27 protein-coding genes are annotated in these 21645 nt (G+C 45.8%); 8 read left to right on the top strand and 19 right to left on the bottom strand.

The genetic code is table 11. The features are described 5' to 3' along the window. Nucleotides 1-64 precede the first annotated feature (64 nt). From mgtE to AACT18_RS03615, 12 genes are all read right to left on the bottom strand, one after another. Nucleotides 65-1420: a magnesium transporter gene (gene mgtE / locus AACT18_RS03670; RefSeq protein ID WP_013855966.1), complete on the bottom strand. Its 1356-nt coding sequence runs from the start codon at nucleotides 1418-1420 to the stop codon at nucleotides 65-67. 151 nt (nucleotides 1421-1571) lie between these two features. Further along, nucleotides 1572-1850, bottom strand: a complete 279-nt coding sequence (locus AACT18_RS03665; RefSeq protein WP_013855967.1) for an HPr family phosphocarrier protein — start codon at nucleotides 1848-1850, stop codon at nucleotides 1572-1574. Between the two features lie 10 nt (nucleotides 1851-1860). After that, a complete protein-coding gene (gene rapZ, locus AACT18_RS03660; RefSeq protein ID WP_010318814.1) occupies nucleotides 1861-2718 on the bottom strand; it encodes an RNase adapter RapZ in 858 nt (285 codons plus the stop codon). A 16-nt stretch (nucleotides 2719-2734) separates the two neighbouring features. Beyond that, on the bottom strand, nucleotides 2735-3181 hold the full coding sequence (ptsN, locus tag AACT18_RS03655) for a PTS IIA-like nitrogen regulatory protein PtsN (RefSeq protein ID WP_013855968.1): 447 nt from the start codon (nucleotides 3179-3181) through the stop codon (nucleotides 2735-2737). 2 nt (nucleotides 3182-3183) lie between these two features. Further along, the gene (hpf, locus tag AACT18_RS03650; protein ID WP_013855969.1) at nucleotides 3184-3471 is read right to left on the bottom strand and encodes a ribosome hibernation promoting factor; all 288 of its coding nucleotides are present in this window, start codon (nucleotides 3469-3471) and stop codon (nucleotides 3184-3186) included. A 25-nt stretch (nucleotides 3472-3496) separates the two neighbouring features. Continuing rightward, nucleotides 3497-4957 (bottom strand): RNA polymerase factor sigma-54, encoded by a 1461-nt coding sequence (locus AACT18_RS03645; RefSeq protein ID WP_094125402.1) that lies wholly within the window; start codon nucleotides 4955-4957, stop codon nucleotides 3497-3499. Nucleotides 4958-5008: 51 nt separating this feature from the next. Further along, a complete protein-coding gene (gene lptB / locus AACT18_RS03640) occupies nucleotides 5009-5734 on the bottom strand; it encodes an LPS export ABC transporter ATP-binding protein (RefSeq protein ID WP_094125401.1) in 726 nt (241 codons plus the stop codon). A 2-nt stretch (nucleotides 5735-5736) separates the two neighbouring features. Further along, the gene (gene lptA / locus AACT18_RS03635) at nucleotides 5737-6237 is read right to left on the bottom strand and encodes a lipopolysaccharide transport periplasmic protein LptA (RefSeq protein ID WP_017047032.1); all 501 of its coding nucleotides are present in this window, start codon (nucleotides 6235-6237) and stop codon (nucleotides 5737-5739) included. After that, nucleotides 6218-6781: an LPS export ABC transporter periplasmic protein LptC gene (lptC, locus tag AACT18_RS03630; RefSeq protein WP_017046456.1), complete on the bottom strand. Its 564-nt coding sequence runs from the start codon at nucleotides 6779-6781 to the stop codon at nucleotides 6218-6220. Before lptC ends, lptA begins: the two co-directional genes overlap by 20 nt. Next, nucleotides 6778-7332 carry a 3-deoxy-manno-octulosonate-8-phosphatase KdsC gene (kdsC, locus tag AACT18_RS03625; protein WP_202599046.1) on the bottom strand — a complete coding sequence of 185 codons (555 nt, stop codon included), beginning with the start codon at nucleotides 7330-7332 and terminating at the stop codon, nucleotides 6778-6780. Before kdsC ends, lptC begins: the two co-directional genes overlap by 4 nt. Next, a complete protein-coding gene (gene kdsD / locus AACT18_RS03620) occupies nucleotides 7332-8306 on the bottom strand; it encodes an arabinose-5-phosphate isomerase KdsD (RefSeq protein WP_013855975.1) in 975 nt (324 codons plus the stop codon). Before kdsD ends, kdsC begins: the two co-directional genes overlap by 1 nt. 19 nt (nucleotides 8307-8325) lie before the next feature. Next, nucleotides 8326-9291 (bottom strand): calcium/sodium antiporter, encoded by a 966-nt coding sequence (locus tag AACT18_RS03615; RefSeq protein WP_017043395.1) that lies wholly within the window; start codon nucleotides 9289-9291, stop codon nucleotides 8326-8328. Nucleotides 9292-9562: 271 nt separating this feature from the next. On the opposite strand from AACT18_RS03615, the gene mlaF reads away from it, so the two are divergent. From mlaF to AACT18_RS03575, 8 genes are all read left to right on the top strand, one after another. Beyond that, the gene (gene mlaF, locus AACT18_RS03610) at nucleotides 9563-10360 is read left to right on the top strand and encodes a phospholipid ABC transporter ATP-binding protein MlaF (RefSeq protein ID WP_026029128.1); all 798 of its coding nucleotides are present in this window, start codon (nucleotides 9563-9565) and stop codon (nucleotides 10358-10360) included. After that, complete coding sequence (gene mlaE, locus AACT18_RS03605; protein WP_013855979.1) at nucleotides 10357-11148, top strand: lipid asymmetry maintenance ABC transporter permease subunit MlaE; 792 nt, start codon at nucleotides 10357-10359, stop codon at nucleotides 11146-11148. The genes mlaF and mlaE overlap by 4 nt, the downstream gene beginning before the upstream one ends. A 2-nt stretch (nucleotides 11149-11150) precedes the next feature. After that, entirely contained in the window at nucleotides 11151-11642 is a 492-nt protein-coding gene (mlaD, locus tag AACT18_RS03600; RefSeq protein WP_010318826.1) for an outer membrane lipid asymmetry maintenance protein MlaD, read from the top strand. 35 nt (nucleotides 11643-11677) lie between these two features. Further along, nucleotides 11678-12316, top strand: a complete 639-nt coding sequence (mlaC, locus tag AACT18_RS03595; RefSeq protein WP_094125405.1) for a phospholipid-binding protein MlaC — start codon at nucleotides 11678-11680, stop codon at nucleotides 12314-12316. Next, on the top strand, nucleotides 12313-12621 hold the full coding sequence (locus AACT18_RS03590; protein WP_010318828.1) for an STAS domain-containing protein: 309 nt from the start codon (nucleotides 12313-12315) through the stop codon (nucleotides 12619-12621). The genes mlaC and AACT18_RS03590 overlap by 4 nt, the downstream gene beginning before the upstream one ends. Nucleotides 12622-12634: 13 nt before the next feature. After that, on the top strand, nucleotides 12635-12889 hold the full coding sequence (gene ibaG, locus AACT18_RS03585) for a BolA family iron metabolism protein IbaG (RefSeq protein WP_013855981.1): 255 nt from the start codon (nucleotides 12635-12637) through the stop codon (nucleotides 12887-12889). A gap of 9 nt (nucleotides 12890-12898) precedes the next feature. Continuing rightward, a complete protein-coding gene (gene murA, locus AACT18_RS03580; protein ID WP_026029130.1) occupies nucleotides 12899-14164 on the top strand; it encodes a UDP-N-acetylglucosamine 1-carboxyvinyltransferase in 1266 nt (421 codons plus the stop codon). Between the two features lie 89 nt (nucleotides 14165-14253). Beyond that, nucleotides 14254-15000 carry a 1-acylglycerol-3-phosphate O-acyltransferase gene (locus AACT18_RS03575; RefSeq protein ID WP_013855983.1) on the top strand — a complete coding sequence of 249 codons (747 nt, stop codon included), beginning with the start codon at nucleotides 14254-14256 and terminating at the stop codon, nucleotides 14998-15000. Between the two features lie 8 nt (nucleotides 15001-15008). Here AACT18_RS03575 and AACT18_RS03570 read toward each other — a convergent pair whose 3' ends face one another. From AACT18_RS03570 to AACT18_RS03540, 7 genes are all read right to left on the bottom strand, one after another. After that, entirely contained in the window at nucleotides 15009-15956 is a 948-nt protein-coding gene (locus tag AACT18_RS03570) for a sensor histidine kinase (protein ID WP_017047037.1), read from the bottom strand. Beyond that, a complete protein-coding gene (locus tag AACT18_RS03565; RefSeq protein WP_013855985.1) occupies nucleotides 15949-16500 on the bottom strand; it encodes a heme NO-binding domain-containing protein in 552 nt (183 codons plus the stop codon). The genes AACT18_RS03570 and AACT18_RS03565 overlap by 8 nt, the downstream gene beginning before the upstream one ends. Before the next feature lie 190 nt (nucleotides 16501-16690). Next, nucleotides 16691-17080, bottom strand: a complete 390-nt coding sequence (locus AACT18_RS03560; RefSeq protein ID WP_047690458.1) for a RidA family protein — start codon at nucleotides 17078-17080, stop codon at nucleotides 16691-16693. Nucleotides 17081-17199: 119 nt separating this feature from the next. Continuing rightward, nucleotides 17200-17667: an aspartate carbamoyltransferase regulatory subunit gene (pyrI, locus tag AACT18_RS03555; protein ID WP_010318833.1), complete on the bottom strand. Its 468-nt coding sequence runs from the start codon at nucleotides 17665-17667 to the stop codon at nucleotides 17200-17202. A gap of 16 nt (nucleotides 17668-17683) precedes the next feature. After that, the gene (gene pyrB / locus AACT18_RS03550) at nucleotides 17684-18613 is read right to left on the bottom strand and encodes an aspartate carbamoyltransferase (protein WP_094125400.1); all 930 of its coding nucleotides are present in this window, start codon (nucleotides 18611-18613) and stop codon (nucleotides 17684-17686) included. A gap of 458 nt (nucleotides 18614-19071) precedes the next feature. Next, nucleotides 19072-20076, bottom strand: a complete 1005-nt coding sequence (gene argF / locus AACT18_RS03545; protein WP_094125399.1) for an ornithine carbamoyltransferase — start codon at nucleotides 20074-20076, stop codon at nucleotides 19072-19074. Between the two features lie 116 nt (nucleotides 20077-20192). Beyond that, nucleotides 20193-21569 (bottom strand): PhoH family protein, encoded by a 1377-nt coding sequence (locus tag AACT18_RS03540; protein ID WP_026028555.1) that lies wholly within the window; start codon nucleotides 21567-21569, stop codon nucleotides 20193-20195. Nucleotides 21570-21645 lie beyond the last annotated feature (76 nt).

The raw sequence follows: 21645 nt of genomic DNA, 5'->3' as shown, positions 1-21645 counted from the left end.
ACAACCAAGCTTTTTTTATGGGTGGTTTGGGTATGTATCACTATAGGGTTACATCAAAATAGGGCTACATCAAAATGGTCGCCAAGCCGAGAAAGACCGAAAGCCCAACCACATCGGTGACGGTTGTTAACGCCATTCCGCCAGCAAGAGCCGGGTCGATTTTCATTTTTTTCAGTAAAATTGGGATGGTGACGCCGGCGATCCCGGCAATGAGTAGGTTGGCCATCATTGCTGCGGAAATGATGCCGCCAAGCATCCAATTGCCTTTCCATGCCACCACAATGCCGCCAATGATGGTGGCCCACATGATGCCATTTAAAAAACCGATCGCGGCTTCTTTGAATAGCAATTCACGTTGGTTACTGTCACCGATATGTCCTAAGGCTAAACCACGAATGACCAAGGCCACGGTTTGGTTACCTGCGACACCACCCATTGAGGGCACTATGGTCATTAGCACGGCAATGGCGGCCATTTGATCCAGTGTTGCTTCAAACATGTTGGAAACAGAAGCAGCGGCGAGGGCGGCCAAAACATTTGCCCCAAGCCAGATGGTCCGTTTACGTGCGGATTTGACTACCGGCGCAAAGGTATCTTCGTCATCGTTCATACCAGCCATACTCATCATTGAGTGTTCGGCATCTTCACGAATGATGTCAACGACGTCATCAATGGTGATACGACCGACCAAGTGCTGGTTTTCATCCACCACAGGCGCGGACACCCAGTTGCGTCGTTCAAACAGGCTGGCAACATCTGAGTCGCTGGTGGTGACTAAAATCGCCTCATCGGCATCATCCATCACTTCACTCACTGGAATATCTGGTTGTGTGGTCAGCAGAGTGGTGAGTGAGAGATGCCCAATCAGCTTACTTTCATCGTCAATCACGTAAAGTGCATCGGTTGCTTCGGGCAGATCGCCGCGCATGCGTAAATAGCGTAAAACCACGTCAATATCAACGTCACCACGAATGGTGATCACGTCGGTATTCATGATCCCGCCGGCTGTTTCCTCTGAATAGGAGAGCGCGGTTTCAACGCGCTGGCGATCAGCGCTGTCCATCTGCGAAAGCACTTCGCGTGACACGTCATCTGGCAAGCTACGCAGTACATAGGCCACGTCATCGGTGTCCATGCCTTCGGTCGCTTCTGCCAGTTTTTCGGGTGCCATTTTGGAAACTAGGGCATCTTTGACGTCTTCGTTGAGCTCATCAAGGATTTCACCGTAGTCTTCTGGGTCGGTGAGTTGCCATAACACCTCCCGGCTTTTACGTGGAGAGGCTTCTAAGAGGTGAGCAATATCTTCTGGCTCCATGTCCTGCAATTGGCGACGGACATGGACAAAACGACCATTTTCTAAAGCTTCGCTGACTTCTTGGAGGGTTAGGTGAGCTTGATCAAATTCAATTTGCTCGGCCATGGTTTCCCCCTACTTAGGATTCTTACAATGTGTTGAATAGTAACTTAATTCTAGGCCTTATTTAATAAGTTCTTATTAAGCACTGAATTTATTTTGACTATCAGGGGCGCGCATGCGCTGTCTGTGGGAGAGTGGAGTGTAAGCCTTGTGCTTACTCGTCTTCATCGAATTTATGTTCAATCAGCGAACTAACCGCTTGCAAAGCAGGCTCTGCTTGTGAGCCTTCAGCATTGATGGTGATGTATTGACCTTGTGCGGATTCGAGCATCAATAAACCCATTACACTATCTGCAGTGGCTTCTTTTCCTTCTTCACTTTGAATGGTGACCACCGCATCAAAAGATTGCGACAGTTCAACCAGCTTAACGGCTGCACGAGCATGAAGGCCCAAGCGATTTTGGATTAAAACCGTTTTACTTAATAGTGGCATACCATCGCTCCTATTGCTGTTTTTCTAATGATGTATGGCGTATCTGTACTTGGTGACCCAATTGAGCAAAGTACTCGCCAAGCTGTTGAGTCAGGTAAACGGAGCGGTGCTTACCACCGGTGCAACCAATCGCAATTGTGAGATAACTACGGTTGTTTTTTTCGAGCATCGGCAGCCAGTATTCAACAAACTTTTGAATTTGTTGTTTAAGTTCAATTACTTCACTATGGCGTTCAAGAAACGACTTAATTGGTGCATCCAGGCCAGTTAATGGGCGAAGATCGGGTTCCCAGTGTGGGTTGGGTAAAAAACGCACATCAAACACGTAGTCTGCATCGCTGGGTAGTCCATATTTGAAGCCAAAAGACTGAAAGACCATCACCAGATCTTTGCGCTCACGTCCTTCAATTCGCATGCGTACGGTTTCGCTCAACTCATGCAGCGATTGATTACTGCTATCGAGCACTAAATCGGCTTGCTCTTTGAGCGGCGCAAGCAGCGACTTTTCCAATTCAATCGCTTGCGCAAGTGAAGGTTTATCGGCGTTTAATGAGAGAGGATGGATACGACGCGTTTCGCTGTAGCGCTTGAGTAGTGTCTCTTTACTGGCATCGAGAAACAGCACACTAACATCGTTATTCTGTTTTAGCTGCTCTAAAACATCCGCAACCAAACTAGGCTCTTGGGGCAAGTTACGGATATCAATGCTCACTGCGACATTTTGTTTGCTGCCTTGGACTGATTGAATAAACGCATCCAACAAGTTGACGGGAAGGTTATCGACACAATAGTAGCCGAGATCCTCCAGTACTCGTAAAGCAACGCTTTTCCCTGCGCCTGATTGACCACTCACAACGATTAAACGCATAGTTTCGGCTCGGTGGTTATTGGTTAGTCATGATGTCGTACAGCTCTTGATCGCTTTGTGCACTTCGAAGCTGTTTTAAAACTTGTTTGTCATTGAGGCGCTCGGCCATACAAGCGAGCGTTTTTAAATGCTCTTTGCACTGCTCTTCAGGAACGAGCAACGCAAATAGTAGATCGACAGGTCGATTATCAATAGCATCAAACTCAATCGGTTCTTCACACTGCAGCAAAACGGCAATGGCACGATCACTGTTGGTCATTCTTGCATGAGGAATGGCGATGCCATTACCAATACCAGTACTGCCCATTTTTTCTCGGCTGAGCATGCATTCAAACAGCTCGGTTGAATTTTGACCTGAATATTCAGCAGCGATTTCGCTAATGATTTCTAGGGCTCTTTTTTTACTGGTGCATTGGACCGCACTTTTCGTGCAGTCCAATGAGAGTACTTCGCTTAATTGCATGATTAATGACTACTTAGCTTTTCTTTATGCTTGTTGAGTTGTCTTACGAGTTTATCCACTAAACTATCAATGGCAGCATACATATTTTCATTGTCGGCTACGGCGTGGATATCACCTTGATTTATGTGGAGCGTAGCTTCAGCGATCTGTTGTACTTTTTCAACACGTAAAACAACCTGTACGTTATTGATATGGTCAAAAAATCGCTCAAGTTTTTGAAACTTCGAGTTTACATAGTCTTGCATTGAATCGGTCAGATCAATGTGATGGGCATTAATGTTGATTTGCATAGACTTTCCTTCTCTATTTTGTGCCTTACAGTAGGCGTTTGCGCTGACTCGATGGAGCAATGCCCAACGATTCACGGTATTTAGCTATCGTCCGTCTAGCTACCTGAATCCCTTGGTCAGCCAGTAGATCTGCAATTTTACTGTCACTTAATGGTTTGGCTGTATTTTCAGCGGCCACCAGTTTTTTAATCAGTGCTCGTATTGCAGTCGATGAACACTCTCCCCCGCTGTCGGTACTGACATGGCTGGAGAAGAAGTATTTCAATTCGAAAATACCACGCGGAGTATGCATGTACTTCTGCGTTGTCACCCTTGATATGGTGGATTCATGCATTTCTACCGCTAAAGCAACGTCATTGAGTACCATTGGCTTCATCGCCTCTTCACCATACTCAAAGAAATCACGTTGATGTTCAACAATACACTTGGCAACTTTGAGCAGTGTCTCGTTTCTACTTTCTAAACTCTTAATAAGCCATTTTGCTTCTTGCAAATTGCTGCGAATGTAGTTGCTATCGGCACTGTTACCTTTGCCTAATGCTGCATACTGTTGATTTATCTTAAGTTTTGGTACGCTATCTGGGTTTATTGTGACCACCCATTTGCCGTGATCTTTGTAAACAGACACGTCAGGCACAACGTATTCGGCGTGCTCGGTTGAAATGTTATTTCCCGGTCTTGGGTCAAGTTGTTGAATGAGCTGCAATACCTCTCGCAGATCTTCTTCTTTTAACTTGGTTTCTTTGATGATCAACTTGTAGTCACGGTTGCCGAGCAGATCAATGTGTTGGATCAGCAGCTGTTTAGCTTCTTCTAACCAAGGGGTACTGGCAGGGTAGGTCGCTAATTGTAAAAGCAGGCAGTCTTGAAGGTTGACTGAAGCCACACCGAGGGGATCAAACTGCTGAACACGTTTACGAACGGCTTCAATTTCATCAAGCTCGATATTTTCATCGGCAAAGCTTTCTAAAATATCATCCAAAGAAACGGTGAGATAACCGTAGTCATCGATGGCGTCAATCAAGGCAAGAGCAATGCTGCGGTCGGTGTCGCTAAACGGTGTGAGATCTAATTGCCACAGTAGATAATCTTGCAGGGTTTGCGTTGTTTCACCTTGGTACACGGGCATGTCATCATCAAGGGCGATCCCTGTGCTGCCTGTGTTCGCGCTGTAGACATCATCCCATGTGGTGTCGATCTCAAGCTCGCTGCTGATTTCGGATTTTTCAATTAAGTCAGAGCTGTCTTGTGGCTCAATATCTAACACCTCAGCACTGGTTTCTTTCTCCTCATTGATGCTATGAACATCGGCGGTGGCATTCTCTTCATAGGCATCTTCAACATCCAATAATGGATTAGACTCTAGAGCCTCTTGGATCTCTTGCTGGAGTTCCAATGTGGAGAGTTGCAACAAACGAATGGCTTGTTGTAACTGCGGTGTCATCGCTAATTGTTGGCCGAGCTTCAGTTGTAATGAGGGTTTCATTCAGTGCCAGTTACCTTATTATTTTTAGAATTGATGTCACTCTCTACTTAATCATAGACGGAATTGTTCACCGAGATAAACTTGTTTTACCTCTTCATTATTGAGCACGTCATGTGGTGTACCTTCTGCGATCAAACGACCCTGGCTTACAATATAGGCTTTTTCACAGACGTCCAATGTTTCTCGAACGTTGTGGTCTGTGATTAAAACGCCTAAGCCACGATCTCGCAGGTGTTGGATGATCTTTTTAATGTCGATAACGGAAATGGGGTCGACCCCTGCAAAGGGTTCATCAAGCAAAATAAATTGTGGGTTTGCGGCAAGAGCGCGGGCAATTTCAACTCTACGACGTTCACCACCCGATAGCGCCATCCCCGCACTATGGCGGATATGTTGAATGTGAAATTCTTCTAGTAGATCTTCGAGTTTATCTTGGCGCTCTTCACGGGTCATCGATTCACGGGTTTCAAGTACCGCCATGATGTTATCTTCGACCGATAATTTTCGAAAAATAGACGCTTCTTGAGGTAAGTAGCCGATCCCCAAGCGTGAGCGACTGTGCATGGGTAAAATGCTGATGTCGTGATCATCAATGCTGATCTTACCTTCATCACGAGCGACAAGACCGACGATCATGTAAAACGATGTGGTTTTTCCTGCGCCGTTAGGGCCGAGTAAGCCAACAATCTGCCCCGATTCTACTTGCAAGCTGACGTCAGAGACGACTTTGCGCTTTTTATAGCTTTTCGCTAAATGTTCTGCTTTAAGTGTGGCCATAATTATTCTTGTGTCGTAGTGGCTTGCGGCTGAAGCACGGTCGATACTCGCTCGTTAGAGTTACCATCAGCCATCAGTTTCTGTGACGAAATTTTGTAACGAATTTTCGTACCACGGATGATGCTATCGTCTTGTGACAACATGGCTTGATCGATCATCGTCAACTGATCTTCGGCCAATTTGTAATAGAGCTCTTTCGCCTCACCATACAAGGTTTTGCCATCGTCGGTTAATTGCGAAAAAGTGGCGAGGTTGCCATATCCTTCAATTTCTTGAATGGAGCCATCTTTCGCATCACGGGTTACAATCACTTTGTCGGCGTTGATATTGATACTGCCTTGTTTGAGATTGACATTACCAAGGAGTGTCATTTGGTTGCTTTTCATGTCGAGCAGTTGGCTGTCTGCATTCAGATAAATCTGCTGAGCACTGTCGGTAGACAACGCGGATACGTGACCAGAAATCGCTAAACAAGCAATAAGACTAAGGTGTGAGAGTTTCATATCTACCTTGCACATGGTTATAAAGAATAGCGGTATTGTCGGCAAAGTTGCCTTTCATCGCTTGTCCTTGTGTTTCGAATTGTGGCCCAACCAAATCGACCTGATTATCGGCCCAAAAATCGCGATTATTGAGTTGAATGCTCATCTTAATGGTTGAAAGCGTATCAAAACTAGAATCTGCTAATAGGTTTTTTGCCAGTACGTCGTCATACAGTGTGAGTACTTGCTCTTCATCGAGTACGCCGCGTTTAGCGGTAATCTCCCACTCTTGCAAAATACCATCACGGAAGACTTTGAGTATCGGGTACTCGAAAATGGTGTCGCCACTTTTTGCGTAATGATCCAGATGCGTCGATTGAATGATGTAGCTGCGGATACCTTGCTCGTTATAGGTGGTGTTGTCGAGATTTTTTCCACTAAACGACGGTAACTCCAAGTTCGGAGCAACTTGTATATCGGTATTTTGTTCTTTATCGAACAAGTAATAGGCTGACCACGATGCGATAAAAATCAGTATCACATAGAGGACACGAGATAAACTCATACACTTAAGCCTTTGTGCACATCTAACTCACCGCGAGCTTGCAAAATCAAATCACACACTTCGCGTACAGCGCCATGCCCACCTTTTATATGGGTCACGTAGTTTGCGCGTTTAACTAATAGCGGGTGACCATCCGCGACACAGACTTTCAGCGCGACTTTTTCCATTACCGGCCAATCAATCAAGTCATCACCGATATACCCTGTGTGTTCTGGGGCAATATTGAGCTGGCGACAAATGTCGTTATAGGCTTTGACCTTGTCATCCTGACCTTGATAAACCAGTGTAATGCCTAATACGGCCATACGGTTTTCGACAATTTTTGACTGCCTACCTGTAATGATCGCCACTTCAATGCCAGCATTCATCAATGATTTTATGCCGTAGCCATCTCGAGTGTGGAAGGTTTTTAGCTCTTCGCCTTGATTGCCCATATAAACTAAGCCATCAGAGAAGACGCCATCCACATCGCAGATCAGCAGTTTTATCTGCTTAGCTATGTCGAGAATAGGCGGTGAGACCGGGCCGTAGAGTGTATCAATCATGGTCATCACATCACTCCTGCTTTGAGCAAATCGTGCATGTTTAATGCACCGACCAATGTGCCATTTTCGCACAGCATCAAGCCATTGATTCGTTTATCTTGCATTAGGTTTAACCCTTCGACCGCGAGCATGTTAGGGTTTGCTACCGTTGGGTTTTGCGTCATCACCTCGCTGATTGCTGCGCTGTGAATATCGATTCGTTTGTCTAAGATGCGGCGTAAATCGCCATCAGTAAAGATGCCAATAAGCTGCATGTTGCTGTCTACTACCGCGGTCATCCCCAAGCCTTTTTGACTGATCTCAAGTAAGGCATCGCGGATCAATGCATTTGGTTGCACTGTTGGTAATGCATCGCCAATGTGCATGATATCAGAGAGCTTGAGCAACAATTTTCGACCTAAAGCCCCACCGGGATGAGACAGCGCAAAATCTTCAGCGGTAAAGCCGCGTGCTTGCAAGAGTGCGACGGCTAACGCATCGCCCATCACTAGCGTTGCGGTGGTGCTGGAGGTTGGCGCAAGGCCAAGCGGGCATGCCTCTTGTGGGACTGTGATTTGCAAATGAAGATCGGCCAACTTTGCCATATTCGATGACGGGTTGCCTGTCATGCTGATGATGCGAATATTGAGCCGTTTTAGCACAGTAAACAGTGATAAAATTTCCGAGGATTCGCCAGAGTTTGAAATAGCAATTACGATGTCGCCACGCTCGATCATACCAAGATCACCGTGCGCCGCTTCTCCTGGATGTACGAAAAATGCCGAAGTGCCAGTACTGGCTAAGGTCGCGGCAATTTTTTTACCGATATGACCTGATTTACCCATACCCATCACCACCACTTTGCCGTGATCATTGGCAATGATCATTTCACACGCTTGGCAAAATGAGTCGTCAAAGTATTGCTCTAGCTGCTGTAAAGCCGCCATTTCGGTGGCGAGAACTTGCTGTGCAACACTGCGATAATCAAACTGATTCGACATTCGATACTCCGAGTTTGGGTTAAGCGGTCATATTCATAAGTAGATAAGCTTGGTATCCGATAAAAGCGAGGAAGAGCACGCCTCCCTCAATGCGGTTAATACTACGCGATTTCCCTAAAGCCATGGCAACCAGTAGCAGAGATACGCCAAGCATTACCCAAAAATCGCGTCCCATCGCATGCTCACTGAGTATCGATGGATTAAGAATGCCGGGTAAGCCCATTACGGCAAGAATATTGAATACGTTCGAGCCAATAATGTTGCCCACAGCCATATCATCTTCGCCTTTCAACACACTTGTGAGTGAGGCGGCCAATTCTGGCAAGCTGGTCCCAACAGCGATGATCGTCAAGCCAATTACCAAGTCGCTCATGCCAAAAAACTTAGCGATAATGACGGCGTTATCGACTAACACGCTGGCAGCAATCGGCAGAATGATAAGCCCAATCACTACCCAAATAGCCGCTTTTGCGTTGCTCACGCCCTGCGGTATTTCAGATTCCTGCTCGGTAAGCAGCGCGTCACCATGTTTTTGCTCGTTACGGCTAATGCGGAGCATCGCGATGATAAACACGGCGAAAAGTGCAAACAGCAACACACCTTCATAGAATCCTAAGTGGTTATCCCACAATAACGCACCAGCAAGTAGTGTGACCGCAATCATCAGCGGCAGTTCACGGCGGAGTACCGCAGAACTGACGGAAAGCGGTTTGATGAGTGCTGTAATACCCAAGATCAAAGCAATGTTAGCGATGTTAGAACCGAGCACGTTACCGACAGCAGTATCGGTTTTCCCATCCAAAGCGGCCGTTGCCGATACCATCATCTCTGGTGCTGATGATCCCATTGCTAAAATAGTCATGCCGATCACTAATGGCGAGATGCCGAAGTTGCGAGCAAGCGCGGCAGAACCAAAGACTAACTTGTCAGCGCTCCAGACTAAAAACACCAAACCTACAATGAGAAACGCTACCGCTTCGATCATGATTATACCTAATTAATGAAATGAGTGAAAAAATGATGCAATTAACCGCTAATTTTGACGTGTTGGTTGCGAAAAGGGAAGCTGAAGATCCAATTAATTACGTTCAATTCATGGTTTAGTTAGCTATCCATCAATAAATGACCGGAAGATTGTTTTGGCGAAAGATGATGCTTTACTTTAGGATGTAATTGAACAGTGCTTTTAATTTTAGAACGTTATGCTTATGATTGCCCATCATTTTGGGGCGGACAACAATAGTGAAACACTCATGATGCCAATCAACGATCTTGTCACAATCAAGAATTTAACCTTCTCCCGTTCAGGACGGAAGATTTTCGATGACGTGAGTCTCAGTGTTCCGCAAGGAAAAATTACCGCCATTATGGGGCCATCGGGTATTGGTAAAACCACTTTGCTACGTCTTATTGGCGGACAACTGTTTCCTGAACAAGGTGAGATTTGGTTCGACAAACAAAACATCCCGATGCTCAGTCGCAAAAAGCTGTATCAAGCTCGTAAAAAAATGAGCATGTTGTTTCAGTCGGGCGCGTTATTTACCGATTTAAATGTGTTCGATAATGTGGCTTTCCCTTTACGTGAACACACTCAATTAGATGAATCGCTGATTAAGACATTAGTTTTACTAAAATTAGAAGCGGTTGGTCTGCGCGGTGCCGCCTTGCTCATGCCGAGCGAATTATCCGGTGGCATGGCAAGAAGGGCTGCATTAGCGCGCGCGATTGCGCTGGATCCGGAACTGATCATGTATGATGAGCCGTTTGTGGGGCAAGACCCGATCACCATGGGCGTGCTGGTGGAATTGATCCGCAATTTGAATCAAGCTTTAGGGGTGACCTCGATAGTGGTCTCTCATGATGTTCCTGAAGTGATGAGCATTGCCGATTGGGTTTATTTGCTGGCTGACGGCAAAGTGATTGCCAAAGGAACGCCAAACGATCTTTATCAAAATAGCGATCCTCGCGTACAACAATTTTTACAAGGCGAGGCTGATGGCCCAGTACCATTTCGCTTTCCAGCGCAAAGCCTAGAAAAGGATTTATTCTCATGATGTCTACATTGACTGACTGGATTGAAGGGCTCGGTCGCCGTACGCTCGAATTTTGCCAAGCCTTTGGCAAAGCTAGCTTGATGCTGTTTGGCGCATTAGTGAGCCGCCCACGGCCTATTCAGAATTTTCCATTGTTAGTGAAGCAGCTCTACAGTGTTGGTGTTCAGTCGCTGGCGATTATTGTCGTTTCTGGTTTGTTCATTGGCATGGTGTTGAGCCTGCAAGGCTATGTGATTTTGGTCGATTACGGCGCGGAAGGTAGCCTTGGGCAGATGGTCGCGCTCTCTTTATTGCGTGAACTTGGGCCCGTGGTGACTGCGCTACTGTTTGCTGGGCGTGCTGGTTCTGCACTTACCGCTGAGATCGGCCTGATGAAAGCCACCGAGCAGCTTTCCAGTTTAGAGATGATGGCGGTTGATCCGCTCAAACGTATTATCGCTCCTCGCTTTTGGGCTGGGCTAATATCAATGCCGTTGCTAGCGATGATTTTTATGGCGGTCGGCATTTGGGGAGGCCAGCTTGTTGGCGTGGATTGGAAAGGGATTGATCACGGCAGTTTTTGGTCTGCGATGCAGTCATCGGTAGAGCTAGGACAAGATATTGGCAACAGTATGATCAAGTGCGTGATGTTTGCCATCACAGTGACTTGGATTGCACTGTTTAACGGTTACGATGCTATTCCAACCTCGGAAGGTATTAGCCGTGCCACCACAAGAACCGTAGTGCATTCATCTTTAGCTGTATTAGGGCTAGACTTTGTACTCACCGCATTGATGTTTGGGAATTAATCATGCAGCAAACACGAAAAATAGAACTTTGGGTCGGTAGCTTTGTCCTTGCTGGAATTTGCGCAATTCTGGTGATGATTTTTCAGGTCGCTGACGTAAAAGGGTTGGGTTCCAACCATACTTACCAATTGAAAGCTGAATTTGACAATATCGGTAGTTTAAAAGTGCGCTCGCCAGTCAAAGTGGGTGGTGTAGTCGTTGGGCGAGTGGCCGAGATTAAACTCGATAGAGAGAGTTTGCTGCCTGTGGTTACTATGGCTATTAACAGTCAATATGATCAATTTCCAGAAACGTCGAGTGTGCAAATTCTAACTTCTGGATTGATTGGCGAGCAGTACATTGGGCTTGTGCCCGGTTTTGTCTTTGAAGATGAACAGATGTTAAAAGAGGGCGACTTAATTGAAGACACAAAATCCGCCCTCGTATTAGAAGATTTGATTGGCCAAGTGCTGTATAGCGTCGGTGGTGGCTCACAAGAAAAAGGTAAGGAGTAACAACAGTGTTTATAACAACAGAGTTTATAAAAACAGTGTTTAAACGGACGTTGATTTTTGTATTTACCCTCTTTGCCTCCATGTTTGTGCAAGCGGCCAATGTGGATAAAACCCAGCCCTATACCATGATGAAGCAGGTGTCTGAAACGGCATTTACTCGTTTGAAAGCCGAACAAGAAGCGATTCACCACCATCCTGAATATTTGAAAGAGATCGTGGAACAAGAACTGATGCCTTACGTCAATGAGCAGTATGCGGCACTGAAGTTATTGGGGCCAAACTTAAAAGGGGCCAAGCGTGAAGATGTCGCCACTTTCATCACCGCATTTCGTGCCTATCTTGTCAGTGCATATGCGCAAGTATTGACTCAATACAGTAACCAAATTATTGAGTTCGAGCCTGAACAGGCGGTGTCGGATGATAAACGCATTACCAGCGTGAAGGTGGATATTATTGATACGCCACGACCTAACATCAAACTTGAGTTTAAATTGCGCAAAGAGAAAAATGGCGAATGGCAAGTCTTTGATATGATTGCAGAAGGAGTGAGTTTGCTCTCCAGTAAGCAATCTGAATGGAGCGGTAAAATTCGCCAAGATGGCATCTTAGCGGTTGCCAATGAACTGCAACAATTGGCGGATCAGCCGATCCGTTTTGAAGGTAAAGCGCAATGATTCATCCGCAGTGGCATCAAACTGATATGCCGATTGCGGCTTTGTCGGGCGCATTAGACAGAGAGCATGTGCCTGATTTATGGGCGTTTATCCAAAAATGGAACCCGGTGAGTACACAGTTTGAGATTGAACTGAAAAACGTTGAGCGCATAGACTCTGCCGGAATGGTGATGTTAATCCACCTAATAGAGCATGCAAAAAAACGAAACTGTCATATAATGCTCAGTTTCGTGCCAGAGCAACTGCGCACACTATTCCAATTGAGCAACATTGATCGTTTAATGGCTCAACATATAAAGAATTAAGCAGGGGAACATTGTGGATAGCGCAAAAGTACAACAGTTATTAGAACAAGCACTAAACCTTGAAGAGATCCACGTCAAAGGTGAAGGTAGCCACTATGAAGTTATCGCTGTTGATGCTTGTTTTGCAGGGATGAGTCGCGTTAAAAAACAACAACTTATTTATGCTCCACTGATGGAGTACATTCAAAGAAACGACATTCATGCCCTTTCTATTAAAGCGTTCACACCAACAGAGTGGGCTCGTGATAAAAAGTTGATGTCGCTGTAAGGTTTATTGATGGAAAAGTTTCGAGTTATTGGGTCAACACAACCTCTTCAAGGTGAAGTGACCATTTCAGGTGCCAAAAACGCTGCACTGCCTATTTTATTTGCGTCTATTTTGGCCTCTGAGCCAGTAGAAGTGGCCAATGTGCCACACCTTCGCGATATTGATACCACAATGGAACTGCTCAAACGTTTAGGCGCTAAAGTCGAACGTAATGGCTCAGTTCATGTCGATCCTAGTCAAATTGATGAATATTGCGCGCCGTATGATTTAGTCAAAACCATGCGTGCTTCTATTTGGGCTCTCGGTCCATTAGTGGCTCGTTTTGGTTATGGCCAAGTTTCGCTACCTGGAGGTTGTGCCATTGGCGCTCGTCCTGTCGATCTGCATATCCATGGTTTAGAGCAGCTTGGTGCCACCATCACCTTAGAAGATGGCTACGTGAAAGCCAGTGTCGAAGGTCGTCTACAAGGTGCACACATCGTCATGGATAAAGTGAGCGTGGGTGCCACCATTACCATTATGTGCGCCGCAACCCTTGCCGAAGGCACAACCGTGCTCGACAACGCTGCGCGTGAGCCTGAAATTGTCGATACCGCACTGTTTTTGAATAAGCTGGGTGCAAAAGTGTCCGGTGCAGGCACCGATACCATTACCATTGAAGGTGTTGAACGTTTGGGTGGTGGTAAACACGCTGTTGTGGCTGATCGCATTGAAACGGGCACGTTTTTAGTCGCGGCGGCTGTTTCTCGCGGAAAAATTGTTTGCCACAACACTCACTCGCATTTGTTAGAGGCCGTGTTAGCAAAACTGGAAGAAGCGGGCGCTGAGATTGAAACGGGTGAGGGCTGGATAAGCCTTGATATGACCGGAAAAGAGCTTAAGGCGGTTTCGATTCGCACTGCGCCTCATCCTGGCTTTCCAACCGATATGCAAGCACAATTTACCCTACTCAATATGATGGCAAAAGGTGGTGGCAAGATCACTGAAACCATCTTTGAAAACCGTTTTATGCACGTTCCTGAACTGATGCGTATGGGAGCAAAAGCGGAGATTGAAGGGAATACCGTGATTTGTGGTGATGTGGAATCGTTGAGTGGCGCGCAGGTGATGGCGACCGATCTACGTGCCTCAGCCAGCCTAGTGATTGCTGGTTGTATCGCAAAAGGTGAAACCATCGTTGATCGCATCTACCATATCGATCGCGGTTACGAAAGAATTGAAGATAAACTGTCGGCTCTTGGCGCTAATATTGAGCGCATTCAAGTCAGCAGTTGAACTCTCGCTCATGCAATGGAGCCGAAATCTCTGGGTTTCGGCTTTTTTATCCTTGCTCATTTTTTATCTTTGTTCCATGGAGAACTGAAATGATTGCTCTTTTGCGTCTATTGGCAGTCGCACTGTTTGCCATTGTGATGTTTGTTTTTGGATGTGGCTACTGTTTACTTAGCCCACGTAATCCCAAACATGTATTTACGTTTGGGCGTTTATTCGCCCGCATGTCAAAATTGATGGGTATTAAATTAGAACTGCGTATCCCTGAAGATGCTTATCAACGCGGCCAGCACATCTACATTGCGAATCATCAAAATAACTGGGATCTGTGTACTGTTGCTGCGGCGGTAACGCCGAAAGTCGTGACAGTAGGGAAAAAAAGTTTAGTTTGGACACCTGTGTTTGGTCAGTTGTATTGGTTAGCAGGGAATATTTTAATTGATAGATCCAATCGCAACAAAGCCAAAGGCACCATTGATCAAGTTGTCGATAGCATAAAAACCAGTGATGTGTCTGTGTGGATGTTTCCAGAAGGTACTCGCTCGCGTGGCCGTGGCATGCTGCCCTTTAAAATGGGTGCATTTCATGCGGCAATTGGCGCAGGTGTACCGATTATCCCCATCGTTTGCAGCTCAACTAATGATATTAAGCTTAACCGTTGGGACAATGGTCATGTGATTGTTGAGATGCTGCCACCGATCAGTATTGAAGGATATGGAAAAGAAAATTTACGGGAATTAGCGACATTATGCCGTGAGCAGATGATGGCCAAATTAGCGCAGCTGGATGAAGAGGTCGCGATGCTTGATGGTAAGAAAGTCACATCACGCAGTCAGTAACCGCTTTACTAAATGGTGGGAAAAAGAAGTATGAAGGTGGTGCCTTGTCCCACTTCAGATTCGACCTGCATTTTCCCACCATGCTTTTCAACAATACTGTATGAAATCGATAAACCCAAACCCGTCCCTACGCCGACAGGTTTGGTGGTGAAGAAAGGATCAAACACCTTGTTGATGATGTCTTGATTCATGCCATGCCCATTATCTGCCACTGTCACCCTCACCCAGCGTTTCCCTTTTTCGACCACAGAATCTGTGCTAATCGTTAACTTTCCTTGTGCTTCGCAAGCGTGAGAGGCGTTAATAAATAGGTTCATAAACACTTGTTGTAGCTCTGCTGATATCCCATTGATTTTCGGCAAAGCTTCATCCAACCGCTGCTCGACCTCCATCGTATATTTAAATTGGTTCCAGACCATGTGTAGTGTTGATTCAATACACGAATTTAACTCACACTCGACAAATCGGCCATCACTGGAGTGAGAAACGCTTTGTAGGCTAGTGACAATATCTTTTACGCGGAGCAATCCACCCGAAGTCTCTTGAAGCATGTCAGTTAAATCACTTTCGACAAAACCAATATCATGGCGTTGATAATAATCTTGATAATTGCGGTAGAAATCCGTGTTAGCAATTTCGGCTTTGTGCTGTGCTACCAAAGCGACAATTCCTATATAGGCGTGAGAGTAATCACGCAGCGTATTTAAATTACTCAGACAAAAACCGATTGGGTTATTGATCTCGTGAGCAACGCCAGCCGCCAACAGACCGACGGAGGCCATTTTTTCTGATTGTACAAGCTGTGCTTGCGCGCTATGAAGTTGATCTAGAGTCTCTTGCAGCTCTAAAATTTTATCGTAGAGCTCGCGGCTTTTTTCTTGCAGTAACCGCTCTGCCAGCAAACGAGCCTGACGCTCACGCTCATAAATGCGTTGGTATTGCTCTATTTCACTCATGTTTACCCTTAAAGGTGACAACAATTTCACAAAATGAAGCACCATGATGCATGCATTGGGGCTGCTCGATTTCGACTTCTTCACCAAATTGTTCTGAAGCGCCGATGATGAGTCCTTCTGCCGCAGCGCACAATTTTCTTTTCGAGGTGTAATACATGGTTAATCGATCGCCCTCGCTTTTACATTGAAATTGCGGCAAATAGGCATCAGGGTAGAGCCGCTTCACTTCTTTATGGATCACTTGATCGACCGAAATCAAAAACTCTAATAAGTTGTTTTTATTTGGATAATTTTCAGGAAGGCTGTTGTACAGGCGAGAAAATAGGTATTGCCCATAAAGCCGGACTAAATCATCGGTGGGGATGTTTTTCTGCTCGCTCAAATAAGCCACCATTGCAAGCAGTTCGTCATCGGAGTATTGCTCTCCAGCGGTGTAGATGCCTTGAGAGCTAGGTTTTAAATCCTCCAGCATTTGATCCCAAAACAGTGCGCCAAATTTTTCGATGACTAAATCAGAAAGAACGGTATAGATAATCCCTTGCATCTCACGACCTCGAACGGTTCAAAAGTACGATAAGTGTTGGTGACTAACCCTAAAGTAGCAAGTATGAGGTGTAAAAATTGATTTTTTGGATTAAACAAAAACCTCGAACGGGGTTCGAGGTTTGAAAAAGCACATTCACGTCAGAGTGGCATGCTGGTGGTGCTTAAACTGTGCTGATTATGAACAATGCTTACTTACGTACCGCAATCGCTTCAATTTCAATACCCACATCTTTGGGTAAGCGAGCGACTTCTACGCATGAACGCGCTGGGTAGTTTGACACGTTATGTTCATCAAAAAACTTACCGTAGACTTCATTCACCGTGCCAAAATCATTCAGATCTTTAACAAATACAGTCATTTTTACGATGTCAGAAACTGTTAAGCCAGAAGATTCCACCACGGCTTTTACGTTGTCGAGAGATTGACGAGCCTGCACTGCGATATCTGCTGACACTTCGCCGGTGACTGGGTTGACTGGAATTTGCCCTGAAGTTAGCACCATATTGCCAAGATCGACACCTTGTACATAAGGGCCAATTGCGGCAGGAGCGGATTCGGTATGAAGTACTTTAGTCATGATTGTGTTCCATCTGTTTTTATGGGAAGGGTAGGCGTCAGTTTGCCTTTAAAGAAACGGCAGGTAAAGTGCAAAATGCCCCACTAAAGTGAGGCATCGATAGACTTAAATGGGGTTAATTATGACTCGCGTTCGGTCACAATCTCACGTGAGTAAACTTTCTCACAATACTTACATTTCAAACGAATATCGTTTTTCTTTTCGAAAACCTTAAAGCTGCTTTCGACCGGTTCATTGTGGGAAATACAGTTGCTGTTTGGGCAGGCAAAAACATCATTGATCTGCTCAGGCAGTGTCAACGCTAGCTTTTTCACCACTTGGTAGTTTTCGATTTGGTTGACAGTCGCATGCGGTGCATAAAGTGCTAATTTATTGGCTTGGGCTTCATTAATGAACACATTTTCAATCTTCAGCAGATCTTTTGCGCCCAGCGCGGAAGAGGGTAAATTTAAGCCAATCGTGACACGTTGATGAGAATTGTGCATATCGAATAACTTTAATACTTTAATACCGATTTGCGCAGGAATGTGGTCGATAACCGTGCCGTTTTTAATCGCTTCAACCTGCAATTGAGTCTCTTTAGTCATGGTTGGGGCTCCTTTATTACAGGGTTTCGTTTAACACAAGCGCCAGCAAAGCTTCACGGGCGTAGACCCCGTTTTCTGCTTGTTGGAAGAAGTAAGCGTGCTTCGTTTTGTCCACATCGACGGTGATTTCATCCACGCGCGGAAGCGGATGCAGCACTTTTAAGTTATCGTGCGCACCTTCAAGCATGGCGGCTGTCAAAATGTACGCCGATTTAATGTGCGCGTACTCTGATTCATCAAAGCGCTCTTTTTGGACGCGCGTCATATACAGAATATCTAACTGTGGAATAACGCTTTCCATATCGGTGTGCAGGCTGTACTCAATGCCTGCATCATCTAACTCTTCGCAAATATAGTCAGGCATAGCCAGCGCATCCGGCGCAACAAAGAAGAAGCGAATGTGGTTAAATTTAGCCAAAGCTTGGGTTAAAGAATGGACGGTACGGCCATATTTCAAGTCGCCAACAAAGGCAATATTAATGTTATCTAAACGGCCTTGTGTTTCGGCAATGGTGAACAAATCAAGCAGTGTTTGAGTTGGGTGTTGGTTAGCGCCGTCGCCAGCGTTAATCACAGGAACGCCGTTTGAAAATTCAGAGGCTAAACGCGCTGCGCCTTCTTGGGGGTGGCGCATCACAAACGCATCCACATAAGAGGAGATCACTTGTACTGAATCGGCCAATGTTTCGCCTTTTTTCGCCAGTGACGTATTGCCACCATTATCAAAGCCAATCACGCTGCCGCCGATGCGTTGAATAGCAGTTTCAAAAGACAAACGAGTACGAGTCGACGGCTCAAAAAAGCAGCTTGCCACCACTTTGTGCTTAATCAGCTCTGGTTTTGGTTCCGCTTTGAGTTGGCCTGCGGTTTTCACAATCAATTCCAGCTCGTCACGAGAGAGCTCCGGAATCGAAATAATGTGCTTTTGATAAAGCGAATTCACCATGGTCGTCTTCCCTATAATTTTCTAGTAGCCATAAAAAAGCCCCCCAATAGGGAGGCTTTAAAAATCAAGAGGGGGGAAAAATAACGCGCCCAGTAAGTCAGCACGCTGACCTACATTGAATCGAATTGCGTTGTAGATGTGAATAACAACGTCCGTTTTCATGGCTACCCCTCAGACAAATTGCTGGGAATTATACGCTTTCGTTGTGTGAGCGCAAGCGATTACCTCACAATCCTCTTCATCATTGGCACCGTCGCTGCGTTAGCTGCATTCACTCACCCAAATCACTTACTCATGTAAGCTCATCGGGCTTCGTTCTCTTGCCGCCTTGCGACAGCACCAATGATTTTGAGGATTAAAAGTCGCTTTGGCACTGTCGCTGCGTTAGCTGCTTTCACTCACCCGAATCACTTACTCATGTAAGTTCATCGGGCTTCGATCCATTGTTGCCTTGTTTTTTAAGCGCCGAGAGTCGCGACCATCACAGCTTTGATGGTGTGCATGCGGTTTTCAGCTTCATCAAACACAATCGAATATTCAGACTCAAACACCTCTTCGGTGACTTCCAAACCTTTCATACCATATTTTTCCGCCACCTCTTTACCTACAGTGGTTTCGTCGTTATGAAACGCAGGCAAGCAGTGCATAAATTTTACCTGTGGATTACCAGTTTGCTTAATCACATTCATATTGATTTGGTAAGGCGTCATTAAGGCCACGCGTTCATCCCATGCACTGGCTGATTCTCCCATGGAAACCCAAACGTCGGTATAGAGAAAATCGCATCCTTGCACGCCTTCTTGTACATTTTCAGTGAGCGTGATTTTGGCTCCCGTCTGCTCGGCAATTTTTTGGCAAGTGGTGACGAGTGATGCTTCTGGCCAAAACTGTTTGGGTGCGACGAGGCGAATATCCATGCCCATTTTTGCTGCGCCCACCATCAGTGAATTGCCCATGTTATTGCGTGCATCGCCTAGATAAGCTAGTGACACTTGGTGCAACTGTTTACCACGGCCATGCTCAATCATGGTTAAAAAGTCAGCTAAAATCTGTGTTGGGTGGAACTCGTTGGTGAGCCCGTTCCATACAGGAACGCCAGCATGTGCGCCAAGCTCTTCGACAATTTCTTGTCCAAAACCGCGATATTGGATGCCATCGTACATTCTTCCGAGTACGCGCGCGGTGTCTTTCATCGACTCTTTATGACCAATTTGCGACCCTGATGGCCCGATGTAAGAGACTTGAGCGCCTTGATCAAACGCGGCCACTTCAAATGCACATCGCGTCCGTGTTGAGGCTTTCTCAAAAATCAGCGCAATATTTTTACCCGCTAATCTTTTCTGTTCTGATCCGGCGTATTTCGCTTTTTTGAGATCAGCAGAGAGATCGAGCAGAAATTGGATCTCTTTCGGCGTGAAATCGAGCAGTTTGAGAAAGTTGCGGTTGCGTAAATTGAAAGCCATATCCCAGTCCTAAACGGTGAATGATGAATGGCCTTAGTAAAACATATAAATGCTAAATTTGTGAATAATTATTTTAAAATAAAGGCGAGATATTAATAATATCTCGCCTAATGTGACTATAAATTCTCTTCAGCGAATTCGGCCAAGCGGCTGCGAACGACGCCGTTTAAGTGAATGTTGGCGCTGCCTTCGAAGTTTTTAAAGCGCTCAACCATGTAGGTCAAACCCGAGGTCACCGGGGTTAAGTAGTGGGAATCAATCTGCGCTAAGTTACCAGAACAGACAATTTTAGTGCCCTCACCACAGCGCGTGATGATAGTTTTGATTTGAGAAGCGGTTAAATTTTGACACTCATCGAGTAGCACAAAGGCATTTTGGATTGAGCGCCCACGCATAAAGTTGATCGATTTAAACTGGATATTGGCTTTATCGCAGATGTATTTGAGTGAACCTTCGGTGCAGTGATCGTTTTTGTGCAAGGCTTCTAATGTATCCGTAACCGCCGCCAGCCACGGCATCATTTTCTCTTCCTCTGTTCCGGGTAAGAAGCCGATCGATTCTCCGATATCTGGCGTGTTACGGGTGACGATAATCTTATCGAACATCTTCTTCTCAATGGTTTGTTCAAGAGCGGCGGCCATCGCGAGCAGCGTTTTCCCGCTACCAGCGGCTCCGGTTAAAATCACCAAATCAATGCTTGGATCAAGCAAGGCATCAAGAGCCATCGCTTGGTAGATATTTTTCGGGGTGATGTCCCACGCTTTGCGGTGCATCATTCTCTCGCGGCCAATATCAAGCAGCGTAATTCTGTCTGTGTTGATTTCATGCACGCGCGCCGAAAAATCGCTTTCTTCATCAATGACATATTGATTAATAAAGGTCGGGTCAAACGGCGCCTTATCTAGCGTATGGAAGGCTTTTCCGCCGACGGTTCTACTCTCAACTTCATCGACGTTGTTCCAAAAGTTTCCTTCACGAACTTGGAAGCCTTTGGTCAGGTACTGCACATCATCAATCAGTTGGTCTGTGCGGTAATCCTCAACATAGCGCACGCCTGCACCTTTAGCGCGCAATCGCATGTTGATGTCTTTGGTGATGAGAACCACAGCGCGTGGCGCTCGTTTCGCTTGCAGGTAAAGAACAGCATTGAGGATACGGTTGTCGCCAGCTTTGTCAGCAAAGGCTTTGACGGTTTCTTGCAACTCAAAGTCGGCAAGGATCGAGATAGTTCCCGTCTTGCTGGCCTCTTTAGAAAATGGAATACCTTCGGTAATTTCGTCTGGGGTGGCATCGTGGAATAAGTGCTCTAAAGCACGAATTGCGACCCGCGCATCTCGTGCAACATCGCGTTTACTGTCTTTGATCCGGTCAAGTTCTTCAAGAACGGTCATCGGAATGACCACGTCATGCTCTTGGAAGGAGTATATGGCTAAAGGTTCATGAAGCAGGATGTTGGTATCAAGTACAAACAGTTTCCGATCGGTATCGCCCATAAGCGTCTCCTTGCTGCTGTGCAGCGTGCTTAACAAAAGATGCCAGCAAGTAGAGGTTATCGATCAATGGATGCCG

It is taken from the genome of Vibrio sp. V04_P4A5T148, from assembly GCF_963875605.1.
Lineage (GTDB): Bacteria > Pseudomonadota > Gammaproteobacteria > Enterobacterales > Vibrionaceae > Vibrio > Vibrio anguillarum.
The sequence above is the reverse complement of the archived record's forward strand: the minus strand, read 5'-3'. Positions and strand labels throughout refer to the sequence as shown.